The sequence below is a fragment of the Pedobacter sp. B4419 genome (assembly GCF_059693725.1).
The window spans coordinates 2215057-2236301 of sequence record NZ_JCASSL010000001.1 but is presented as its reverse complement, the minus strand read 5'-3'; the positions used below and the strand labels follow the sequence as shown (position 1 = coordinate 2236301).

Genomic DNA, 21245 nt, shown 5'->3' with positions numbered 1-21245 from the left:
TCGTCATTGCGAGGAGTGAAGCAATCTCTTTAAGCTGTCATTCTTCACGATTAGATACGGTTTAGACTTGTTGATGAAGGACACCAACAAATGTGGAAGTTTTTAGACCAATTATTTTAGGCCAATAAAAATATCCACCTCTGCATCCATTGGGTTTTGTGCTTTAGTGCCATACACTTCAAAATCGGTGTCGAATGCCCTTGGAAGATCTGATTTCCAGATCTCCGTCCAAGCATTCAGAACTGCACCTTCTTGCAGGTTGCCTTGAGCCACATATTTGGCATAATTGGCTTCATTTACGCTTTTGCCAACTAATCCGGCAGGAATATGATTTAAATCGCTTACCTGATAGCCCAACAAAGTAGTATAGGGACGGGTATGGTCCTTTTCATAATCTGTATAGAGGCAATAAATGTCTTGACTGATCTTGTTAGGGATCTGATCGCCAATGCTTTCGCTTAGAAACTGATGCCAAAGGGCTGGGATATCTTGTGCTGATTTGCCGTTTTCGTTGGTTGTTCTTACGCTAATGCCTATAACGTAAAAGGGTTTGATTGTTTGAGTGCTCATGGGAATTGAATCTTGTTGAACCCAAAAATAAAACGAGCAAGTGACAACCCTATGTCAGGGCTGCTTCGAAATTTTGTCTACAAATTTCAACATATTCTTCCAAGGTCAGCTGATGTGGCTCAAAGGTTTCTGAAAGCACCTCCAGGTTAGACATTCTGTCCATGCGAAAAGCACGGTAATCTTTTCTTAGCCTGCACCAGGCAATCAGCAACCAATTTTCTTGGGTACTATTGTAAATGGCAAATGGTTCTACTACTCTTTGCGTAGTTTGTTTTCCCTCAACTGTGCAGTAATTGAGCTGGATAGGTTTAAAATTGGTCAATGCCAGCTGAATGCACGAAAGGTAATTGCTGGTATGAAAGCTCTCGTCGTGATGCGCAAATATAGTCCGCTCTGCCAGCAGGTTCGCCTTGTCTTTGGTATTGTAACGCAAAACCGATTTGATTTTGTTAATGGCCTCGATGTATTCGCGAACAAAAGAAGAATCTTTATTCTGGCGGATCAGCTGTTCGGCAGTAACCAAGGCATTGGCTTCGCTTTCGGTAAGCATAATGGGTGGTACGCGATAGCCTTCCATGATGGAATAGCCTTTGCCTAGCTCGGTTAAAATCGGTACCCCCGATTCTTCCAAAGCCCTGATGTCACGGTAAATGGTTCTGATGCTCACCTCAAACTTTTCGGCCAATTCGGTAGCAGTGAGCAGTCTTTTGGTCTGCAATTGCGTTAAAATAGCCGTGAGCCTTGGCAGGCGTTTGGGGTTGTTGGGCATAAGGTTTTTGGTGAGGAACTGTAAAAATAAGAGAAATAAGCAATGGATTATTGGTTCTTAAAATTTTTATTTGATCTATTGCCTACGCTCATTAAATAGGTAAAACCTGCAATTCCGGCCAGTACAGAAGTGCATAAGATGGCAAATTTGGCTTCTACCACAAACAGGGCATCGTTAAATGAAAGCAGAGCAATAAAAATAGACATGGTAAAACCGATGCCAGCCAACATGCCTACACCAATAACATGCTTCCAGTTAGCGCCCGATGGCAATTTAGCCAGTTTGGTTTTTACGGCTAGCCAAGAGAAGAAACTGATGCCTATTGTTTTCCCGACAAATAAGCCAACAATGATACCCAAGCCTAATGGCGAAACCAAACCATCGATCATTTCTTTTTGAAAGGTGATATTGGTATTGGCCAGGGCAAAAATAGGCATGATCAGGTAGTTGACGGGGATGGTTAAGCTATGCTCTAGTTTTTCGAGTGGAGATAGGCTGGCTGTATTGTTGGTTGGAATGGTAAAGGCCAACAACACCCCGGCAATGGTGGCATGAATACCTGAATGATGTACAAAATACCATAAAAACAAACCCGGAATAAGGTAAAAGACCAAATGCTTAACCTTGAAATAATTGAGCAACAACAGGAAAGCAAAAATACCACCTGCAATAAAAAGTTCGGTCCAGTGGATCTGTTCGGTATAAAAAACAGCGATGACCAAAATTGCACCCAAGTCGTCGGCAATGGCCAAGGCAGCCAGAAAAATTTTAAGCGAAGCGGGAACATTTTTGCCAAGCATCGCGATGATGGCTAAGGCAAAGGCAATGTCGGTAGCCATCGGAATACCCCAGCCTGAAGCCGTGGCAGTGCCTTGGTTAAATAGGAAATAGATGAGTGCTGGAACGATCATGCCACCAAGTGCAGCCAAAACCGGCAGGGAAGCTTTTTTTACACTCGATAGCTCGCCTTCTAAGAGTTCGCGCTTGATTTCTAAGCCAACCAACAAAAAGAAAATTGCCATCAGCCCATCATTGATCCATGCCGAAATGCTATAACTGATCGATGTACTGCCGATTTGAAAGCCTAAATTTTTTGATAAAAAAGCAGAAAAAGCTGTGGCCGAGCTTGAATTGGCAATAAACAAAGAAACTACCACACAGATCAACAGGAGTATGCCACCTATTTTTCCAGATTGAAAGAACTCCTTAAAAATACTGAGATTGATCTTTTTTGCCATGGCTTAAAAATACAGTTTTCAGTTGAGAGTTTTTAGTCTTAAGCGTCAAGCTATCCCCTTTTGGGAGGTAGGAAGGAATAGGGGACATTTTTTGCCATAGGACATCTAAGTTGAGGCTTATAACTACAAACAGTACAATTTTTTGAAAAGAATGGAAGTTTTAGGCGCTGTGCTGTCCCCATTTGGAGGGGGCAGTGAGGTATAAATAAAATTTAACCATCTAAGGCATCTAAGTTGGGGCTTATAACTGCAAACAGTACAATTTTTTTGCAAAGAATGGAAGTTTTAGTCGCTGTGCTGTCCCCTTTGGAGGGGGGCAGGGGGAGGACATAAATAAAATTTCACCATTTAAAACATCTTCAACTAACTGCAGTTAATCTCGCATATTAAAAAAAAACCGCTCCAAAAATGAAGCGGTTCTGTTAAGGTTGGTTGTTAAATCTATTTGAACAGGGTAGCTCTTACACTGATCTCGAAAGTGCCATTGGCCGAACCCTGCAGAGCAGAAGTTTCAGTGGTGTAAAATCCCATAAAGGCTAAAGAATTTTTATAGTTGAAGCCTGCGCCAAACGAAGCACTTTTAGTACTGTGGTACATGCCCATGATAAAAACCCTTTCGTCAAAATTAAAATTAGCGCCGGCATCAACAATGTTGTCATAACCTTTAATGCCTCTAAAAGCTACTTTAGGCTCGATCGACAAGGCATTCACACCACTACCTGTAGCAATCTTATAGCTTGCGGCTGCGTAAAATTGCGAACGGTCTACATTATTATCGTCTTCCTGCTTAATGAAACTTCTAATGTTAGGAATGGCAGCTTCGATATTGAGTTTATTGCTGGTATAAGACACCCCAAAATCGCCGTCAAACAAAGAGCCTTTGTTGTTGAATTGGGCAATCGATGGGTCGCTTGCATCGCCATTTACGTCGCTGTAATCAACGCGTTCGTTCATGATCCCAACCGAGGCTCCGAAATTCAGTTTTTGATTATTATCGTTCAGGGGTAGGTGATAGGCATAAGTAGCCACTGCTTTGGTGCGTTGCAATGAACCCGCTTTTTCGTTGTACACATTAATACCTAAACCCACTTTGTTCATTTTGTAGTCGGCCGTAATAGATTGTGTACTTGGCGAGCCTGGAATATTGCTCCATTGCTTGCGGTAGTTGAGGTTTACATTCAAGCCATCTGCTATTCCGGCAAATGCAGGGTTAGCCTGATACTGGTTCAAAAAATATTGCGAACTTAAAGGGTTCAGCTGTGCATTGGCAGTTGAGGTGCCCAGCAGGCTAAATGTTAAACTAAGCAATAACAAGCCAATCGCATTGCTCAAAAATTGATGTTTTTTATAATTGATCTTCATCGGAATGTTGCTTTTTAGTTTCTAACAATAGTGATATAGCCTTTAAATGGAGCGATGTTGCTTCCAAATTCGAGTACGTAATAATAAGTATCCGAGGCCAAAGGCGCTCCATTAAATGTACCATCCCATTCGTTGGCATAGTTTTTCTTGGTGTATACCTTTCTTCCGGCTCTGTCAAAAATGGTTAAGGTATTGTTCGGGTAGTAATCGATGTTCTGGATGACGAACTTGTCGTTTTTGCCATCCCCGTTAGGGCTCATGATGTTAAGTGCCTTTATTTGATAATCGTCTTGTACCTGAATGGTGATGTTTTGAACACTGATACATCCCGAAGCATTGGTTGCCGTAACGGTATATGTGGTAGTTTGCTTTGGCCTTACTGTTAGATTGGCACTGCCTTGTCCGGCCACAACATCTGTTTGTGGCGACCAAGTATAAGTGCTTGCACCGCTAGCCGAAAGTATCACCGATGTGCCTTTAGAAATAACAGCAGACGAATTGTTGCTAGTAATGACTACGACTGGCAATGGGTTTACGGTAATGGTGGCTGTTCCGCTTTGTGCCTGAGTGGCATAGGCATCGGCAACGCTTACCAAAGCATATACAAACGTACCTGCAACATTGCTTGGCGCATTTAGTGTGGCTACAGTAGAATTCGTGGTAATGGTTCTGCTAGCACCCCCGTTAATCGTGTAGGTGAAAGTATAAGGAGCAGTTCCTGCCCCACCAGTAAAAGTAACTACAGGAGCGGTACCATTGATGCAGATCTGTGCCGTTCCGCTGAGGGCAGCCGTAGGCAATGGCCTTACAATTACCGTAGCCGTGCCTGTTTGCGGCTGACCGCAGTTGGCATCGCTTACATTAACCAGGTTGTAGGCAAAAGTACCAGTTACATTGGTTGGCGTAGTTACCGTAACACTGTTTCCACTCGCTGTGGTGATGGTTTTGTTGGCGGCGCCATTGATATTGTAAGTAAAAGTATAAGGTGCTGTTCCATTGGTTCCGGTGAAGGTAATTACAGGTGCTGTAGCGTTCATTGGAACTGCAGTTGAGCCTGCAATAGTTGCGGTAGCCAATCCGTTTACGGTTAATTTAAAGGTTTGACTTACGTTGTCAACACCACCAAAATCGGTACCACCGTTATCGGTAACCTTAACTGTAATGTTAGCTACACCGCTTACATTGTTTTTTAAATGATAGGTTACGGTACCTTTATCGGCGCCGGTCGATTGCGCAGTTAAAACGTCGAACAAGTTCGCATTATCAGAAGTAACGGATAAAGTAACCGTTTGAGCAGTTTCCGGCCCAGCTGAAATGCCTGTTAAAGCCACTGTTTGGTTGGTTGCACTGTAGCAAACCGTTTGGTTGGCAATTGCATTCAGGGTTGGAACACCGTTTCCGAACAAGTATCTCGATTTAATCGGGTAGTGGTCTGTAGTGGTTGTGTTGTAATTGGTCACCAAGGTTCTCACCCCATCCATTACTTCGGCTGTGCCTGGAATATAATTGGTGTTCAATGCTTTGGTAATGATCACGTTGTCGATAACCGTAGGGAAACCTGCGGTTGATTGTTTTCCGGCCAAGCTCAAAGGCAAAGTAATCGGGAAATAGTTGGCCACATCATTAGTGAAATCAGAATAAGATGTTCCAGTTCCTGCCGGCATAGGCGCGATGGTTTTATCTGCATCCAATACATCGTTAAAATCGCCCAAGATGATTACTTTTTTGCCTGCTAGATTCGCATCTACCCAAGTTTTAAACTGTTGGTTGCCACCTTTGCGACGGTTGTAGGCATCAACTTGCTCAGCTGGTGTCCCTGTATTGGCCTTCGCATGGATCTCGATAAACGTAACGGTTTCTTTCTTGCCGTTAATGGTTACCTCTGCTTCCATGGCAAAAGGGAAACGACCTGACGACCAGTTTTTATAAGGAGTGCCATCAACGCTGGTTGAAGGTACTGCAGGGTTGTAAGTATCCTGCAAAACGCCATACGTTCTTAAAGGCTTAACCTGATCTATGCGATACATAAAAGCCAGTTTTTGAGCCAATGGATAATCAATATCGGCTTTGTTATCTGCATAAGAACCAAACTCGCTAAAGATCACATTATATCCCGGAGGCAATACATCTCTTCTAAAAAGTGTGGTATCTACTACTTCGGCAAATCCATAAATATCGGCATTAAGACTGTTTACTACAGTTCTTACATTGGCAGCTTGCTGGGTATCGTTTGATGGATCTTGAGCCGGACTGCCGAACCATTCGATGTTCCAGTTTACTACTTCCAAGGTATTGGCTACATCGAAAGTATTTCCTGACAAGGCTACCGATTTATTGGCACTGCCCGCTGTAGCAATAGTTACATTGCCATTGTAGGTGCTGTTGGTTGCCGTTGGCGAAAATTTGGCATATACCGTTTGTGGCGTATTGTTGATGCTTGCCTTGGTATAAGTTAAGCTGCTGCCAAAAGTGCCTCCGCTTGTTTTAGCAATCGTGAAATTGGCAGGAGCGGTTAAGGTTACATCGCCAGTGAGGTTGCCTGCAGAGAAGCCAAAAGTACCTTCGGCAGAAGTAGTTCCTGCAGCTTGGTAGCCAAAGCTTAAGCTCGATGGCGATAAGGTGATATCTACCGGTGGTGGAGTGCTGGAGTTGCTTACTGCAAAATCGTCAACTGTCCATCTGCTGGCCGACGAAGTGGTAGAAGTATACACGAAAGCCACATAAACAGGTGTAGCTTTATAGGCTGTTAAATCGATAAAATCTGATTTGGTCCAGGTGTCTGTAGCAGTTTCAGGAAATTTTCCATCTAAATCTACCCAGGTAGCTGCACTAGGATTGCCTGTGCCTGTGTAATTGGTTGATATTTTTAATTTCAGTTTATCACCCGCAAATGCAGAACGTGTCCAGAAAGACAATACGGCATAGTTCATGGTTGATAAATTCAAGGCTGGCGAAATCAGCCAATCTTCATTCAGGATATTGCCACTGGCAAAACCATTGATTTGTAGGCCGTTTCCGGCACTCGCTTTTCCAGTAGGATCAGAAGCATTGTGTCCAAAAGTAGTAACACAACCCCAAGTTTGAGGACCTGTAACGCTATATTGGTAAAAACCATCTGATAGCGCCGAACTGCCTGCAGTGGTACAATTTTCGAAGTTAAATACGGTTTGGTTTGGATCGATAGCTACTCCGGTGAGTGCCAAATTAACCGTTGTTGCACCAGCGCTGCTGTGCGCAATCGGAACGTTCGCATTTCCAGAAGCGGTCGGACTAAACTTCACGTATACGGTTTGACCAGCCATGGCTTCAGCAGCGGTAAAACTGATCGAACCCGAAAATGCACTATTGTCTTTCGATATGGTGAAAGGTGCATTAACCGATAGGTTTACATTGTTAGTTAAGTTGGCACCTGATACAACATAAGTTTTTACTGCAGAAACGGTGTTGATGGCTTGGTTGCCAAAAGCCAAACTGGTTGGGTTTACACTGATGCTTGCCGCAGAAGTAGAAACGGGTTCGGTTAGGGTAGAATTTTGGGGATTAGGTGCCCTAACAATGAAGTCGGCAGCATTGTCGTCGCTGTCGTAGCCATTGCCTACAAATTCTTCTGAGCCACCAGTGCCCATGGTAGTTGCAGTTGAACTTGCGCTTGCCTTACGTTCAACAGAAGTAGTATTGCTTGGTGCTGCGGTAGGTGCAGTTCCTTCGAAAGCGTTGGCAGTAGTTCCAAATCCTACAAAGTCTATAATATTGGCCCCTGTTGGATTTGAACCAGTTAAAGCAGTACTGGTATTGCTCAAAGCAATTTTTCCAGCTCCGCCAGCTAAATTTAAATTTCCGATAGCATCTGGAGTAGGCAAATTTAACGTGCCACCAGAGCCCGCATTACCTTGAACCAAATAAAAACCTTTAGCTTTTATGCTTCCTGTTAAGGTAGCAACGCTCCAACTGGTTCCAGTCGCACTGGCATATTGTACCGACCAGCCGGCCACATTGATATCGGCATTGGTTGGGTTATATAATTCGATGAAATCGTTTTTATAAAGCGCGCCACTATTGCCACCTCCACCATAAACTTCGCTAATCACAACATGGTTGGCACCCGCAGGTTCAATCACACTCGAGTTTTGAGGGTTTGGTGTTTGCACTACAAAATCGGTGTTATTATTATCGGTATCATAGCCATTGCCAGCAAATTCTTCAGCGCCTCCAAGAGCGAGGGTGGCTGCGGTAGAAGTAGCAGTTGCTTTTCTTTCGATAGAAGTTGTATTGGTGGTAGCTGGTGTAGGGTTTGCGCCTTCAAAACCAGTCGCGCCCCCAAAACCTACTAAATCTATAATTTGAGTGCCAGTAGGCTTAGCACCTGTTTGTGCGGTAGTAGTATTGGCTAATAAAACCTTGCCAGCTGTACCCGAAAGAGCTAATGTTCCAATCGCATCAGGTGTAGGCAAATTAACTGTACCCCCAGCACCTGCAAGTGCTTGTACTAAGTAATAGCCCTTTGCTGGAATACTCCCTGTTAATGGAGTAAGAGCCCAAGTTCCTGTTCCTGCAGCACTGGTATATTGTACCGACCAGCCAGTTAAATCAACCGCGGTATTGCCAGGGTTATATAATTCGATGAAATCGTTCTTAAAAGTGGCTCCAGTATTGCCACCGCCTCCGTAAACCTCACTAATCACCACATGTGCCTGTACAGCCGGTGGGGTAGTACCTGTACCGGTTAAGGCAATGCTAGCTGATGTAGCGTTTGTACTGGTATTGAGTACTACATCTGTAGAAGTTACCGCAATTGTTGGACTAAAACGTACATAAACGGTTGGATTGCCTGCAACTTCGGCAGCTGTATAAGTAATCGATGTACTAAAACTACTATTGTCTCTCGACACCGAAAATGGCGCTGAAGTACTTACGGTAACATCGCTGCTTATCCCTGTGCCACTTAACACATAGTTTTGCGTAGCAGAATTGGTGCCTACGTTTTGCGTATTGAAATCGAGTGAAGTTTTGCTGGCATTCACCGTTCCGCTAATACCGGTTCCGCTAAGGTTTACATTTACAGCCGTTGCTCCCGTACTCGAATTAACAATGCTTCCATTGGTTGTTCCGCCAGCTGTAGGACTAAAGCGTACATAAACTGTTTGTGAGGCATTAACTTCAGCAGCTGTATAAGTGATCGAAGGCGTAAAAGTTGTTCCGGTTTTTGAAACTTCGAAAGGAGCAGTAGTGTTTACGCTTACATTAGCTGTAAGGTTGTTGCCACCCAAATTATAGGTTTGTGCCGTAGAATTGCCACCGGTATTTTGGTTGCCAAAACTTAAAGTGTTTGGATTGGCGTTTAGTGTTGGGGTGCCTGTACTTACGTTTGATAGTGTACCACTGATTGAAAAACCACTAGTACCACTAGATGCTGAGGTAAAACCCCATCCACCTGTTGCTGTTTGTCCACTTGCATAATAACGCAAAGTAACTGTAGTACCAGCTGGTATGTTTTGTAGAGCAGCAATACCAGAAAGATTAGTAGAGCTACTTAAGTTTGCTGCTACTATGTTTACTGGAGAGCCAATTAATGTAAAGTTGGTACCGTCTAAGCTATAGGCAAACTGTGAAGCTACGCCGGGCGAAGCATAAAAAGTTGCCGTTCCTGCAAACTTTGCATCAATATTGCTTAATGAAAGTTGCTTGCCTGTAACTGCCGTTAGTGTTACCTGAAAATAGTCGGTATTCGCTGTTGATATACCTTCATTTTTAAACCCCACCGTTCTAAAAGAGTTATTTGCAGCGCTGGCTGCAGCACCTGAGCCACGTGTTAAAATAGGTGCGGCAGTTAAACCTGCATCAAAGGTATTAGCAGTGGAAGTTGCCAGCTGATTTTGCCCAGTGAAATCCCAGTTTGCGATTTGAGCACAAACATTTAAGGGTAAATAAGAGACTGTAGCAAAAAGAAAAAAGAGTAAAAGTTTTCTCATATACATTAATTTAACAAGCAAATGTATACGCAAAAACCAAATTCCAATGTTAAGTTGTTGTTAAATAATCATTTTGTGGAAAACTATATATAATCTTTCCTTTATTTCAACGTTGTTAAATTTTTTAAAGCTTCGTTTTTTGCAAAATTTGTAAGGATAAAGGAGTGGTTTGCCAAATTAATGATGGGATGCTTTTTCGGACCTGTCTACTGTCATGTTGAGCTTGTCGAAACATAGCAACTTCTATACCCGCACATACCTTCAACAAGCTCAGGCTAATAATGAGTTGTAAAAAATAGCCCTGTCAATTGGTGATCAACAGGACTAAATCATTAAAATCTGCTAGTTGCTATTTCTTTTTAAGAATGTAAATGGCATTTCCAGTTCCTTTTTCCGATCCCTCAGGATAAGCTTGAAAAAGTTCATAGCCATAACTCTTCATCTTGTTTACGCAATCTATACCCGAGGCAAATTCGATTTCGTTTCCATTGTCGTCCTTAATGCGTAGGTCTTTGTCCCGTCTTGCCTTTTGACCATAATCTAATTGAATAAAATACTTACGGGTACCCTCGTAAATGGTCCTGATTTCAATGTACTCCGTACGAATTTCGCTGAGCCTAACGCCACCTACAGATTGTGCCTTGGCCTTGGTTAGGGCAAAGCATGCGACCATGATCGCAAGCGTGATTGATTTTTTCATGATAAAGGTTTTAAATGTGTGTACTACAAGGTAGTTAGAATTATAAAACCTTCAAAAGAATAATTGGTTAAACTAGAGATAATCCTCAATATTTCCCTTGCCTTCGCGGATAACTTCAAAATCGCCAGTCGTACAATCAATCACAGTCGAAGCTTCGTTGTCGCCATAGCCACCATCGATAACCATATCCACGAGATCTTCATATTTTTCGTGGATCAATTCCGGGTCGGTCGAATATTCGATCAGTTCGTCGTCGTCTTTGATGGAAGTCGAAATGATAGGATGGCCTAATGCCTCTACAATCTGACGGGCAATGGTATTGTCGGGCACACGAATACCCACTGTTTTTTTATTCGAACTTAACAGTTTGGGTACATTGTTGTTGGCGTTAAAAATAAAGGTAAATGGTCCAGGCAAAGCCTTTTTGAGTACCCTGAAAATCGTGGTATCTATAGGTTTAATGAAATCAGAAATATGCCTTAAATCCGAGCAGATAAATGAGAAGTTTGCTTTTTCAGGTTTAATGCCACGTAAACGACAGATTTTTTCGATGGCTTTTTGGTTGGTGATGTCGCAACCCAAACCGTAAACCGTATCGGTGGGGTAAATGATCAATCCGCCTTTTTGCAAAACCTCCACCACTTGCTCAATAGCCTTCGGATTCGGATTTTCGGGATATATTTTGATTAGCATATGTAAAAATAACAAAATAAGGGCACAGCTTGTTTAACATCTTAAGATTATAATTACATTTATTAGACGCTTGCTACTCGGATAGAGTTAGCGCATTTGTTACTTTTGGATAAATCGGTTTTTATTGATTTCAAAATAATAGAAACAGCATTAAAACGATAGATTATGAGAAAAGCTTTTGTTGCCATTGCCGCATTCCTCGTGGCGCTTACGATTATGTTGGGCCTAACCTACACGCCTTTGTGGTGGCTGTTTATTTTTACCGGACCTTTTGTGATTTTGGGCATCTATGATCTGTATCAGCCAAAACACAGTATCGTAAGGAATTACCCGGTTTTTGGTCGCCTGAGGTATTTTATGGAAGAGCTGAGGCCTAAAGTTTACCAGTATTTTGTAGAAAGTGATACCAATGGCAAGCCCTTTAGCAGACTTAACCGCTCATTGATCTACCAACGTGCTAAAAAAGACAACGATACCATCCCTTTCGGAACGCAATTGGATGTTTACGAAAACGGCTACGAATGGCTGAGCCATAGCATTGCAGCCATCAGCCACCACGAACTTGACTCTAATCCGCGGGTGATGGTTGGCGGCCCCGACTGTACACAGCCTTATTCGGCCAGTATTTATAACATATCGGCCATGAGCTTTGGTTCATTGAGCCAAAATGCCATCTTGGCTTTAAATGGAGGGGCCAAAATGGGAAACTTTGCCCACAATACAGGCGAAGGTGGCATTAGCGACTACCATAGCGGACCAGGGGGAGACCTGATCTGGCAAATCGGTACAGGTTATTTTGGTTGCCGAAATCATGATGGCACCTTTAATTATGATGCATTTGCAGAAAGATCAAAAGCGCCAAATGTGAAAATGATCGAAATCAAGCTTTCGCAGGGTGCAAAGCCGGGCCATGGTGGTATTTTGCCGGCTAAAAAGGTTACTCCAGAAATTTCGCGCATTCGTTTGGTAAAAGAAGGATTTGATGTGATTTCTCCGCCTGCGCACACCGCATTTTCAACACCTTTAGAAATGATCGAGTTTGTAAAGAAATTGAGGACACTATCTGGAGGCAAGCCTGTTGGATTTAAATTGTGTATTGGCCGCAGAAGCGAATTTTTTGCCATTTGCAAAGCGATGGTCGAAACAGGCATTTATGCAGATTTTATAACAGTTGATGGGGGAGAAGGTGGTACTGGCGCCGCGCCACAAGAGTTTTCTAATGCAGTGGGCATGCCTTTAAGAGAAGGCGTAGCATTTGTATATGATGTACTGAGCGGCTTTGGACTTAAAAAACACATCAAAATTATTGCTTCTGGCAAAGTGGCTTCAGGATTTGATCTGGTTAAAAACATTGCGCTTGGTGCCGATCTATGCAATTCGGCCCGCGGTATGATGTTTGCCCTGGGTTGTATTCAGGCTTTAGAGTGTAATAGCAATACCTGTCCAACCGGTGTTGCTACGCAAGATCCTAGTTTGATGAAGGGCTTGGTGGTAGAAGATAAAACCGTACGTGTGTTCAATTTTCATCAATCAACTGTTCAGAGTGCGGTAGAGTTGTTGGGGGCTGCAGGCTTGCGTCATCCTTATCAGCTTACCCGTGCCTATATCAACCGACGGACTTCACAAAACATGATGCAATCTTACCTCGAAAGTTATCCTTATATACCAGAAGGATGCCTGTTGCAAACACCTTATCCATTGCAATTTGAGCTGGGTATGGCATTGAGTACTTCAGCCAGTTTTGCACCTACAGATTATAAAGTATCATTGGTCGATTACCAGCATGCAAGCCCGCACCATGAATAGGCAAAAAATTATATCTTAGCGTTTTTAATAGATACCTGAAGCTTTGCAGATAGATAGAGAAGTAAAAAAGGGCTTAAAACTCTTGCCGTTCATAGCCGCTGTGCTGGCATTTTATTATTTTGGCATTTTTAATAAACAATATCCGAATTTGGTATTCGCTTTGGGTGTATTGTCTATTGTTTCGTTATATTTTTCAATCATTAAAGGGAATTTATCTAAAAACCTTTTCCTGAGCATTAGGAAACAGGAGTGGAGAGTATTGTTTTTCCTTGCCATAAATACCGTTCTGCTCGTTATGGTTATGGTAACCGAACTCGAATTCGATTATAAGAATTTTGGACTGAACATACTGTTTGTTGCTATGAAAGCAATTTTTACTGTCGGAATTATATTGGGCTATTTGATTAACCTTTCCAAGCAGCAAGAATTGGTAGAGGAATAAAATATACAGTTGTTAGGTAAAAGAAAATCCCGTTCTATTTATTGTAGAACGGGATTTTTTATGAATTGATTTGCCAACTGAATTAAAACTCTGCTCCTTTAGGAAACCTAGGGAAGGCAATTACGTCTCTAATGTTGGTCATGCCGGTTACGAAAAGCACCAGGCGCTCAAAGCCCAAGCCAAAACCTGCGTGTGGTGCTGTACCAAACCTGCGGGTATCCAAATACCACCACAATTCATCTTCAGGAATGTTCATTTCGGCCATGCGCTGGGTCAGCTTGTCCATGCGTTCTTCACGTTGCGAACCACCGATCATCTCGCCAATGCCTGGGAATAAAATATCCATGGCAGCTACCGTTTTGCCATCGTCGTTCATGCGCATATAAAACGATTTGATGTCTTTAGGGTAATCTGTTAAAATAACCGGTTTTTTGAAATGCTTCTCTACCAAATAGCGTTCGTGCTCCGATTGCAGGTCTGCGCCCCATTCGTCAATCAGGTATTTGAATTGCTTTTTCTGGTTCGGTTTTGATGATTTTAAGATCTGTATAGCTTCTGTATAGGTTAAGCGCTCAAAATCGTTCACCAAGCAGAAATCAAGTTTCTCTAGTAAAGAAAGTTCGCTTCTTTCTTGCTGCGGTTTTTGTTTTTCTTCTTCCAGTAACCTATCGTTTAAGAAGGCCAACTCGTCTTTACAATGGGTCAAGGCATAGCTGATCACATATTTCATCATGTCTTCGGCCAACTGCATGTTGTTTTCTGCATCGGCAAAAGCCACTTCTGGTTCAATCATCCAGAATTCGGCCAAATGGCGCGTTGTATTTGAATTTTCAGCCCTAAAAGTAGGACCAAAGGTATAAATCTGTCCAAAAGCCATTGCTGCCAATTCGCCTTCCAGTTGTCCAGAAACGGTTAAATTGGTTGAGCGGCCAAAGAAATCTTCCTTGAAATCCACTTTTCCATCTTCGGTGCGAGGCGTGTTGTCGAAATCTAAGGTGGTTACCCTAAACATTTCTCCTGCACCTTCGGCATCACTTGCGGTAATGACCGGCGTATGCATGTAAACAAAGCCTTGTTCGTTAAAAAACTGATGAATGGCAAAAGCCAAGGCATGTCTTACTTTAAAAACGGCATTAAAGGTGTTGGTACGGAAACGCAGGTGCGCCTTTTCCCTCAGAAATTCTAAACTATGTTTTTTAGGCTGCAAAGGATATTCTTCGGCATTGCTGTCGCCCAATATTTCAATTTTGCTGGCTTTGATGTCTACCTTTTGGCCTTTACCCAATGATTCGACCAAAGTGCCTTCAATGGCAAGCGCTGCGCCCGTAGTAATGCGTTTAAGCAATTCTTCTGGCGTATTGGCAAAGTCTACCACAATTTGGATATTACCCATACAAGAACCATCATTTAAGGCTATAAACTGGTTGTTGCGGAAGGTACGTACCCATCCCATTACTTTAACTTCGGTGTTAAATGCAGTAGACTGCAGCAGGTCTTTAATTTTTTCTCTCTTGATCATTGCAAATTGCTCTATAAGGGCGTCAAAAATAAGGATTTAAACCTAAAATCCCTACCGTTTTTGCCCATAGTTTTTTATAAAATACATTTTTTCTTTATGGCTAAATATGTTTAAGTTTGCTCTCCCCTTAATCCTTAATAAATTTTGCAGATTCTCGGCAACAAGTTAGATGGTGATCGACTTATAGGTAAACCTGAATTGTTTTCTTTGCAAGAAAGGATATTCAATACGGTTTGTATCATTGCCTTTATTACCATGTGCTTTGAGATTCCGTTCAATTTTATCATAGGCTTGGCGGTTCCGGCCGGTCTCTGCATATTCGGAGTTGTTTTTTCGGCCTACATGTACTACATCTCTCGCTTCAAACGGAGATCCTCCCTAGGCATCAAGATTTTCTGCATCGTTTGCAACCTGGCTTTTACGGTCAATTATTTCTATAATTCGGGTATCTACGGGCCAAATTTGTTATTGTTCAGCCTTGTCTTTTTAATGGTGATTGCGGTTATTCCAAAAGAGCACTTCAAGATTTGGATTCCGATCAATATCTTGTTGGTGTTTGCAATCCTAACGGTTGAATATTTTTATCCGCAATTGGCGCCAAATGTTTATGTGAGCAATTTGAGCAAGGTGATCGATTTTGGGGTTACTTTCCTGGTAGTGGTTACCTTAACCTATTTTGCCATAAGCTACATTAGGAAAAACTATGATGCCGAACGTTTTTCGGTAGACGAGAAGAGCAAAGCCATTGAAGAACAGAAATTGGAGCTGGAAAGGATCAATTCAGAAAAGGATAAACTTTTTTCTATTGTTGCCCACGATATCAGGATGCCGCTTAATTCTATCCAAAGCTATCTTGAGCTCTTAGCCGAAACAGATTTGGAAGAAGAGGAGCGGGTGCATATCAAAAAACAGCTGCTCCAGATTACAAGAGATACCTCGGCCATGGTAACCAATGTGCTTTCCTGGTCTAAAACACAAATGGAGGGTACACGCGTAGAGCTGGCGCCCATGAATGTGAAAGACGCATTATTCAACGGACTGAATATCGAAAAGAGCATTTCGCAACGAAAAGGAGTGAAGCTTGAAATTTACAGTGAAGACAGCCTGCATATTGTGGCCGACCATAACATGTTTCAGCTGGTGGTGCGAAATTTGGTGAACAATGCCATCAAATTTACCGAAAAGGGTGGCGAAGTGAATGTAAATGCAAAACAAATGGCCGGTATCTGCCATATCGAAGTGCGAGACAATGGTTTAGGCATCAGCGCAGAGCAACAATCTAAATTGTTTAAGCTCAAAGCCTCTTCAACCTATGGCACCAATAAGGAGAAGGGAATTGGCCTGGGGCTTTTGCTTTGCAAAGAGTTTACCGACCTGCAGGGCGGAACAATATCTTTTGAACCCAACAGCGATAAAGGTTCCGTATTTAAACTCGCGTTTGCTTTAAGTGCCAATTAAAGTGGCAGGGCAATGTAAAACGAAGCACCAGCATCTTTTCCTTCGCTGGTAGCCCATATTTTCCCTTTGTGCAGTTCTACAAGTGTTCTGGTAATGGAAAGCCCCATTCCGTTGCTGTATTCCTTGTCGGTTGCTGTAGCGCTCAGCTTTGCGAATTTTACGAATAGCTTGCTCATGTCGGCCTCGTTCAGGCCTTGGCCTTCATCTTTAAATTCTATAATGAGCTGTTCGTCAGCCTTGCTGATTTTGATCTGGATTTTGGTGTGCGGATAGCTGTATTTAACTGCATTGCTCAATAGTTGCGCAAAAGCTTCCTGTAGCCTTTTGGCATCGCCCAGCAGCAGCGCGTTTTCGATGCTGTTCAGCTCTATGCTCAATTGTTTTTTCTGAAGCCTGAGTTCAAAATCGTGAATGGTAAGCTGAAGGATGTGCAACACATCAACCTCCTGTATGTTGAGCCTAAAATTTCCGTTTTCTACTTGCGAAATCTCCATCAGGTGTTCTATATTGGCCAATACGCTTCCTGTGGCCGATTTTATCCTGTCGGCAAAATTATTGACGATATCTATGTCGTCTATCTTCTTTTTGATGAGTTCTGTAGAAAGCGAAATGGTTGTATTTGGATTTTTAAGGTCGTGTACGGTCTTATTGGTCAAGTCTGTTTGGACATGGGTAGCCAGTCTTGAAGCAGCCCTGATTTCTAAGATATCGATAATCAGGGCAGAAAGTGATTCCAAGGATTCGAACTGTTGCGCTGCGGGTTCCTTAGGGCTGAGGTCGAGTACGCTTAAAGTGCCAACCGCAAATCCCTCTGGTGTAATAAGTGGGGCGGCAATGTAAAAACCGATGTTGTTTTTGAGGATAAAAGGATGTAAAAATGTTTCTTGAACTGTTGGTGTATTGTTGAAGACCGTAAGCTCATTATTGAGGATGCTGATAGCAGCCAGGCTCTCTTCCCGTAAATTGTCATTGACATCAAGTGGGCCAATGTTGCTTTTGATAAACGTGTATTCATCATCTACAAAACTAAGCTGTGCCATAGGGGCATCAAATAACTGTGCTGCAAGTTTGGTAATTCGATCGAATGGGTTTTCGGCTGGGGTTTCGAGGATGTGGTAACTGTAGAGTTTTTGTAGGCGAAGGTGTTCGTTAGCAGGAATTGAAGGTGAATGATCGGCTAATAGGTTCATAAATTTTACAGTCATATACAAATATAATAAACTGAATTATTTTAATGTTTTTTAGATGTTTTTCTATTTTTTGCTAAAATATTTATGTTTTGTTTATTTTTTTATGATGTTTTTGTGATTTTGTTATGTTTTATTTGATGTTTTTTTGTTTTTAATTGGTACTAAATGATTAAATATTTAGTTTTTGCATATAAATTATGTTATTTTTTTATGAATTTTTGCTGTTTTGTATTTATAAATACTTTTTAATTGATTTTTAATGAAAAAAATAAGTTAAAATTTAATTTTTAATTATAATTTTTAAAATATTTGTTTATATTTGTGGTGTTCATACAAAAAAGTACATTTATATTTGGTTTGATTAAAGCTCTGGTTGGATGGCCAGAGCTTTTTCATTAAAAAAATCAAAATCTACAGATCAGAACTTAACTAACCTAACAACTATAACCAAAAAGACCAGCTCGATGATTCGACTGGTCTTTTATTTTATGTCTTTTTTGGTAATTGTTAAAATTCTAAAATAGCTAAACTTGTTTTGGAGCGCAGTGCCTGCAATAGCGATTAAAGCTAGTCCAGCTTTCCGCTGTATCTTTTTTGAAAACGAAGGCAAAAAAGGATGTCGCTCCAATCTGGGCTATTGGAGTTGGAGCTGTACAACTAGACATAATTGCACAAAATGATGCTCCCTAAACCTGATTGAAACGAAAAGCCCGAATCCCGATTTTTTATCGGGAGAGGCTTGTAGTGAAAAGCGGGGCTGGATTTACCGAAGAACACCAAGCCTTGCTTTTCTAAAATAGGTGTTTATTTTGTATCATATTAAGTCAACCATCAACCATCAACCATCAGCCATCAGCCATCGACTATGGACTAAAGACTACCGACTTAAGACTAAGCTATCCCTGGTTCCTCGGATGGGCTACATTACCTTTGGTTTTATCATAGCCTTTTGAGCCGTCTTTAAAGAAAAAAGCAATGATTGCGGTAAATACTACTGCCGAAACGGCCAATATGCCAATTGTAGCTACAGTCTTGTTAAAATTTGTACTGTCCATCATGCTGATGCCCCAGTAAGACAACAGAAAATAGGTGAGTATAAACAACAAGACCAAAATGGTTAGAGATCCAATAAAATATTTCATGGCTTTTATTTTAAATTGCTTAGCAACTGTTTTTTCAACTCGTCAAACTCGGCAGCGGTAATGATATCTTCGTCTAATAAAATCTTAAGCTTTTGAAGCTTCTTTACGGTATCATCGTCGCCATTATCGTTGAGCAGCTTATCTCTTTCATCGTTAAATTGCCTGCCTAGCTCCATGCCTACGCCCATTTGAGCGCCTATGCCGGCCAAACCGCCTTCGTTTCGCGCAGCATCGCGTAATGCCCGTAGTTTTTCCAGCGCAACATAATCCAGTCCGGCTACTTTAGCTGCCATCGTATCGGTGGTTACATCGGCCACACGTCCAATTCTTGCAGTGGTTTTTTCGTCGAAAATGGTGCCGGTAATTTTAAAGTCTGACAGCTGAAGGCCAAGCTTTTCAAATTCTGGATTGATCAGGGCGATTACGCCAGCAGCAATAGCTGGTAATTGTGCATCAATTTCCTGGAAAGAAAATTTTTGTCCAGCCAGGTAGCTTGAAATGGCCTGTGGGATACGGTTGCCGATCAACGTTCTCATCTGCTCTTTGCTATACTGTTCTAAATTGCCAATGATGTTGCTGAATACAAAGCTGGCATTGGAGATACGGTAGGAGAAATTGCCGTTGGCACCCATTTCAACCGGGATATTGTAAACACCATCCAGGTATTTGATCGGACTTGCCGTGCCCCAATTCTGGTTGGTGATTTCGGTTTTGAGGTAAAAGAAAGCATAAAGCTTGTGCTCGCTCTCAAAATTCTGCCTAATCTTTAGCAGGGTTGTGATGAAGGGATGGTTATCGGTTTCGAGGTTATAGGTGCCTTCCTGTTCAATTACATCGGCTATTTTTCCCTGATAAACCAAAATGCATCCCTGGCCCGGTGCTACAATAAGCTTGCTTGCATTGATGATTTCGTTGCGCTCGTTTTCAAATCTATACCATAGCAGGGAAGGATCTTGGTTTTCCCATTGTATTATCTTCGAAAGCTGGTTCCTGAATAAATTGAATATGCCCATGGCTTTTATAGTTAAGGTTTATAGTCTAAAGAGAGGTTGTTCAGGTCTAGTTTATTTACCTGCTTTCCGTTCTTGTCGAGCAGGATATAGTTGTAAGTATCAAGAAGGTAGCCGTTTTTTAAAATGTATCCCTCGCTTACGCTTTGTTCGCCTTTATACGACCATTTGATATTGGCCGTTTTGCTGTCTAAAAGCTGTACAATGTAGGTTTCGTTATCTTTGGGTGTCGGCTTAAACTTGATCAATATTTCCTTATCGTTGTAATCAAGCACATTTGCACTAAAATAGGTGCGGTTCGGTGTTAGGTTTGTGTAGCTGATGACATGGTTTCGCTGCTTGTGCCAGTCTAATAGGAAAACCTTGCGGTAAGGCGAGGCATCGGTAAATATCCCTGAGCCTCCATAGTCCTTTGTATATTCAAACCTTGGCTCGTCTCTTGGATAGCCAGCTTTGTATTCTCTGGTATAGGCTACTAATTGTATTTTTTCGTCCGGATAATCTGAGCTTTGCGAACTAAAGGTGTAATCTGTTTTTTTAGTAGCGTTGGGTATGGCCCTGTTCAATAGATTGTACAGCTTATCGTCAACTACTATGGTATTTGTTAATGGGTAATAGGCATATTTTTTGCCTTCGTTGTTGGTAACGGTATAGCCGCTGCCGTAACTCTCATATTTAAATTCGATTTTGGCGATGCCTACATTAAATTCGGGGACATTTTTCACATAACTATCTGTAATCGCTTCAAATTCGAGCGTTTTCGGGTTTAAGGTAAGTACTTCTGAATCTTGATAGGTCACGTAAGTTTTGCCATCATCGAAAACCTTGAACTTGAAACTGTTGCTCGAGATATCGCCGTCTGACTTAAAGGGAAATTCGGTTATTTTAAGTTGCTTTTGAGTGGAAATGTCATAAAAACCGACGTAGATGTTATTTTTTAAAGGATCGTTGGCGCTGTAGCTTTCTGGTTCGATGCGCCCTATCAAAACATACACATCACCTTCGTTTCTGGCCAGGTAAAATTTTTGGAGATAACCAGATTTCCATTTATAGCCGTCTTCTTTTTTGGCGCTGCCCGCATAAGTGCCGTAGCTTTTTTGTTTTGATGAGCTGCTAAAAATCGAAATGACAATAGGCAACAGAATAATCATAAATACAAAGCCGCCAACGGCCAGTAAAATCCACAATGTTCTTTTGGGTGTGCTAAAATTAGGTGGGGGTGTTGAGTTGTAATTGTGGTTGATGTTGATGTCGTCACTGTCTATAAAATATTCCGTTCCACAGCTCCTGCATCTATAAAAATCCGTTCTGAGTTCTATTGCCTGCGTGCTTCCGCATTTTGGGCATTGTATGGGCTTGATGTTTTTTGGCATACGA

15 protein-coding genes are annotated in these 21245 nt (G+C 41.9%); 3 read left to right on the top strand and 12 right to left on the bottom strand.

The genetic code is table 11. From position 1 onward, the window contains the following. Nucleotides 1-111: 111 nt before the first annotated feature. The 7 genes from AC570H_RS09345 to AC570H_RS09315 all read right to left on the bottom strand — a co-directional run bounded on the left by AC570H_RS09345 (nucleotide 112) and on the right by AC570H_RS09315 (nucleotide 11301). On the bottom strand, nucleotides 112-570 hold the full coding sequence (locus tag AC570H_RS09345; RefSeq protein ID WP_497353996.1) for a GyrI-like domain-containing protein: 459 nt from the start codon (nucleotides 568-570) through the stop codon (nucleotides 112-114). Between the two features lie 49 nt (nucleotides 571-619). Continuing rightward, nucleotides 620-1339, bottom strand: a complete 720-nt coding sequence (locus tag AC570H_RS09340) for a helix-turn-helix transcriptional regulator (protein ID WP_497353994.1) — start codon at nucleotides 1337-1339, stop codon at nucleotides 620-622. Nucleotides 1340-1386: 47 nt separating this feature from the next. Beyond that, nucleotides 1387-2577 carry a Na+/H+ antiporter NhaA gene (gene nhaA, locus AC570H_RS09335; RefSeq protein WP_497353992.1) on the bottom strand — a complete coding sequence of 397 codons (1191 nt, stop codon included), beginning with the start codon at nucleotides 2575-2577 and terminating at the stop codon, nucleotides 1387-1389. A gap of 441 nt (nucleotides 2578-3018) precedes the next feature. Then, entirely contained in the window at nucleotides 3019-3939 is a 921-nt protein-coding gene (locus AC570H_RS09330; RefSeq protein WP_497353990.1) for a PorP/SprF family type IX secretion system membrane protein, read from the bottom strand. 14 nt (nucleotides 3940-3953) lie between these two features. Then, complete coding sequence (locus AC570H_RS09325; RefSeq protein WP_497353988.1) at nucleotides 3954-9908, bottom strand: T9SS type B sorting domain-containing protein; 5955 nt, start codon at nucleotides 9906-9908, stop codon at nucleotides 3954-3956. A 349-nt stretch (nucleotides 9909-10257) separates the two neighbouring features. After that, nucleotides 10258-10608, bottom strand: coding sequence for a hypothetical protein (locus AC570H_RS09320; protein WP_497353987.1), 351 nt, complete (start codon nucleotides 10606-10608; stop codon nucleotides 10258-10260). 72 nt (nucleotides 10609-10680) lie between these two features. After that, complete coding sequence (locus AC570H_RS09315; RefSeq protein WP_497353985.1) at nucleotides 10681-11301, bottom strand: L-threonylcarbamoyladenylate synthase; 621 nt, start codon at nucleotides 11299-11301, stop codon at nucleotides 10681-10683. A gap of 165 nt (nucleotides 11302-11466) precedes the next feature. Here AC570H_RS09315 and AC570H_RS09310 point away from each other — a divergent pair, with 165 nt between their 5' ends. Next, entirely contained in the window at nucleotides 11467-13107 is a 1641-nt protein-coding gene (locus tag AC570H_RS09310) for an FMN-binding glutamate synthase family protein (protein WP_497353983.1), read from the top strand. A gap of 43 nt (nucleotides 13108-13150) precedes the next feature. Then, nucleotides 13151-13549, top strand: a complete 399-nt coding sequence (locus AC570H_RS09305) for a hypothetical protein (protein ID WP_497353981.1) — start codon at nucleotides 13151-13153, stop codon at nucleotides 13547-13549. An 82-nt stretch (nucleotides 13550-13631) separates the two neighbouring features. Here AC570H_RS09305 and asnS read toward each other — a convergent pair whose 3' ends face one another. Beyond that, nucleotides 13632-15068 (bottom strand): asparagine--tRNA ligase, encoded by a 1437-nt coding sequence (gene asnS, locus AC570H_RS09300; protein WP_497353979.1) that lies wholly within the window; start codon nucleotides 15066-15068, stop codon nucleotides 13632-13634. A gap of 207 nt (nucleotides 15069-15275) precedes the next feature. Between asnS and AC570H_RS09295 the strand changes: the two genes are divergently transcribed. Then, nucleotides 15276-16526: a sensor histidine kinase gene (locus AC570H_RS09295; protein ID WP_497353977.1), complete on the top strand. Its 1251-nt coding sequence runs from the start codon at nucleotides 15276-15278 to the stop codon at nucleotides 16524-16526. Here AC570H_RS09295 and AC570H_RS09290 read toward each other — a convergent pair. The 4 genes from AC570H_RS09290 to AC570H_RS09275 all read right to left on the bottom strand — a co-directional run bounded on the left by AC570H_RS09290 (nucleotide 16523) and on the right by AC570H_RS09275 (nucleotide 21241). Continuing rightward, nucleotides 16523-17716, bottom strand: a complete 1194-nt coding sequence (locus AC570H_RS09290) for a GAF domain-containing sensor histidine kinase (RefSeq protein ID WP_497353975.1) — start codon at nucleotides 17714-17716, stop codon at nucleotides 16523-16525. The two genes, AC570H_RS09295 and AC570H_RS09290, sit on opposite strands and share 4 nt — an antisense overlap. A gap of 896 nt (nucleotides 17717-18612) precedes the next feature. Beyond that, the gene (locus AC570H_RS09285) at nucleotides 18613-18858 is read right to left on the bottom strand and encodes a hypothetical protein (RefSeq protein ID WP_497353973.1); all 246 of its coding nucleotides are present in this window, start codon (nucleotides 18856-18858) and stop codon (nucleotides 18613-18615) included. A gap of 5 nt (nucleotides 18859-18863) precedes the next feature. Continuing rightward, nucleotides 18864-19871 carry an SPFH domain-containing protein gene (locus tag AC570H_RS09280; protein WP_497353971.1) on the bottom strand — a complete coding sequence of 336 codons (1008 nt, stop codon included), beginning with the start codon at nucleotides 19869-19871 and terminating at the stop codon, nucleotides 18864-18866. A gap of 11 nt (nucleotides 19872-19882) precedes the next feature. Further along, nucleotides 19883-21241 (bottom strand): hypothetical protein, encoded by a 1359-nt coding sequence (locus tag AC570H_RS09275; RefSeq protein ID WP_497353969.1) that lies wholly within the window; start codon nucleotides 21239-21241, stop codon nucleotides 19883-19885. Nucleotides 21242-21245 lie beyond the last annotated feature (4 nt).

Bases quoted from the DNA above. Each gene is read 5' to 3' on its own strand.
- AC570H_RS09340 (WP_497353994.1), bottom strand. From the start codon at position 1,339: ATGCCCAACAACCCCAAACGCCTGCCAAGGCTCACGGCTATTTTAACG.
- AC570H_RS09285 (WP_497353973.1), bottom strand. From the start codon at position 18,858: ATGAAATATTTTATTGGATCTCTAACCATTTTGGTCTTGTTGTTTATA.
- AC570H_RS09325 (WP_497353988.1), bottom strand. From the start codon at position 9,908: ATGAGAAAACTTTTACTCTTTTTTCTTTTTGCTACAGTCTCTTATTTA.
- AC570H_RS09290 (WP_497353975.1), bottom strand. From the start codon at position 17,716: ATGAACCTATTAGCCGATCATTCACCTTCAATTCCTGCTAACGAACAC.
- AC570H_RS09315 (WP_497353985.1), bottom strand. From the start codon at position 11,301: ATGCTAATCAAAATATATCCCGAAAATCCGAATCCGAAGGCTATTGAG.
- AC570H_RS09275 (WP_497353969.1), bottom strand. From the start codon at position 21,241: ATGCCAAAAAACATCAAGCCCATACAATGCCCAAAATGCGGAAGCACG.
- AC570H_RS09280 (WP_497353971.1), bottom strand. From the start codon at position 19,871: ATGGGCATATTCAATTTATTCAGGAACCAGCTTTCGAAGATAATACAA.
- AC570H_RS09310 (WP_497353983.1), top strand. From the start codon at position 11,467: ATGAGAAAAGCTTTTGTTGCCATTGCCGCATTCCTCGTGGCGCTTACG.
- asnS (WP_497353979.1), bottom strand. From the start codon at position 15,068: ATGATCAAGAGAGAAAAAATTAAAGACCTGCTGCAGTCTACTGCATTT.
- AC570H_RS09320 (WP_497353987.1), bottom strand. From the start codon at position 10,608: ATGAAAAAATCAATCACGCTTGCGATCATGGTCGCATGCTTTGCCCTA.
- AC570H_RS09330 (WP_497353990.1), bottom strand. From the start codon at position 3,939: ATGAAGATCAATTATAAAAAACATCAATTTTTGAGCAATGCGATTGGC.
- nhaA (WP_497353992.1), bottom strand. From the start codon at position 2,577: ATGGCAAAAAAGATCAATCTCAGTATTTTTAAGGAGTTCTTTCAATCT.
- AC570H_RS09345 (WP_497353996.1), bottom strand. From the start codon at position 570: ATGAGCACTCAAACAATCAAACCCTTTTACGTTATAGGCATTAGCGTA.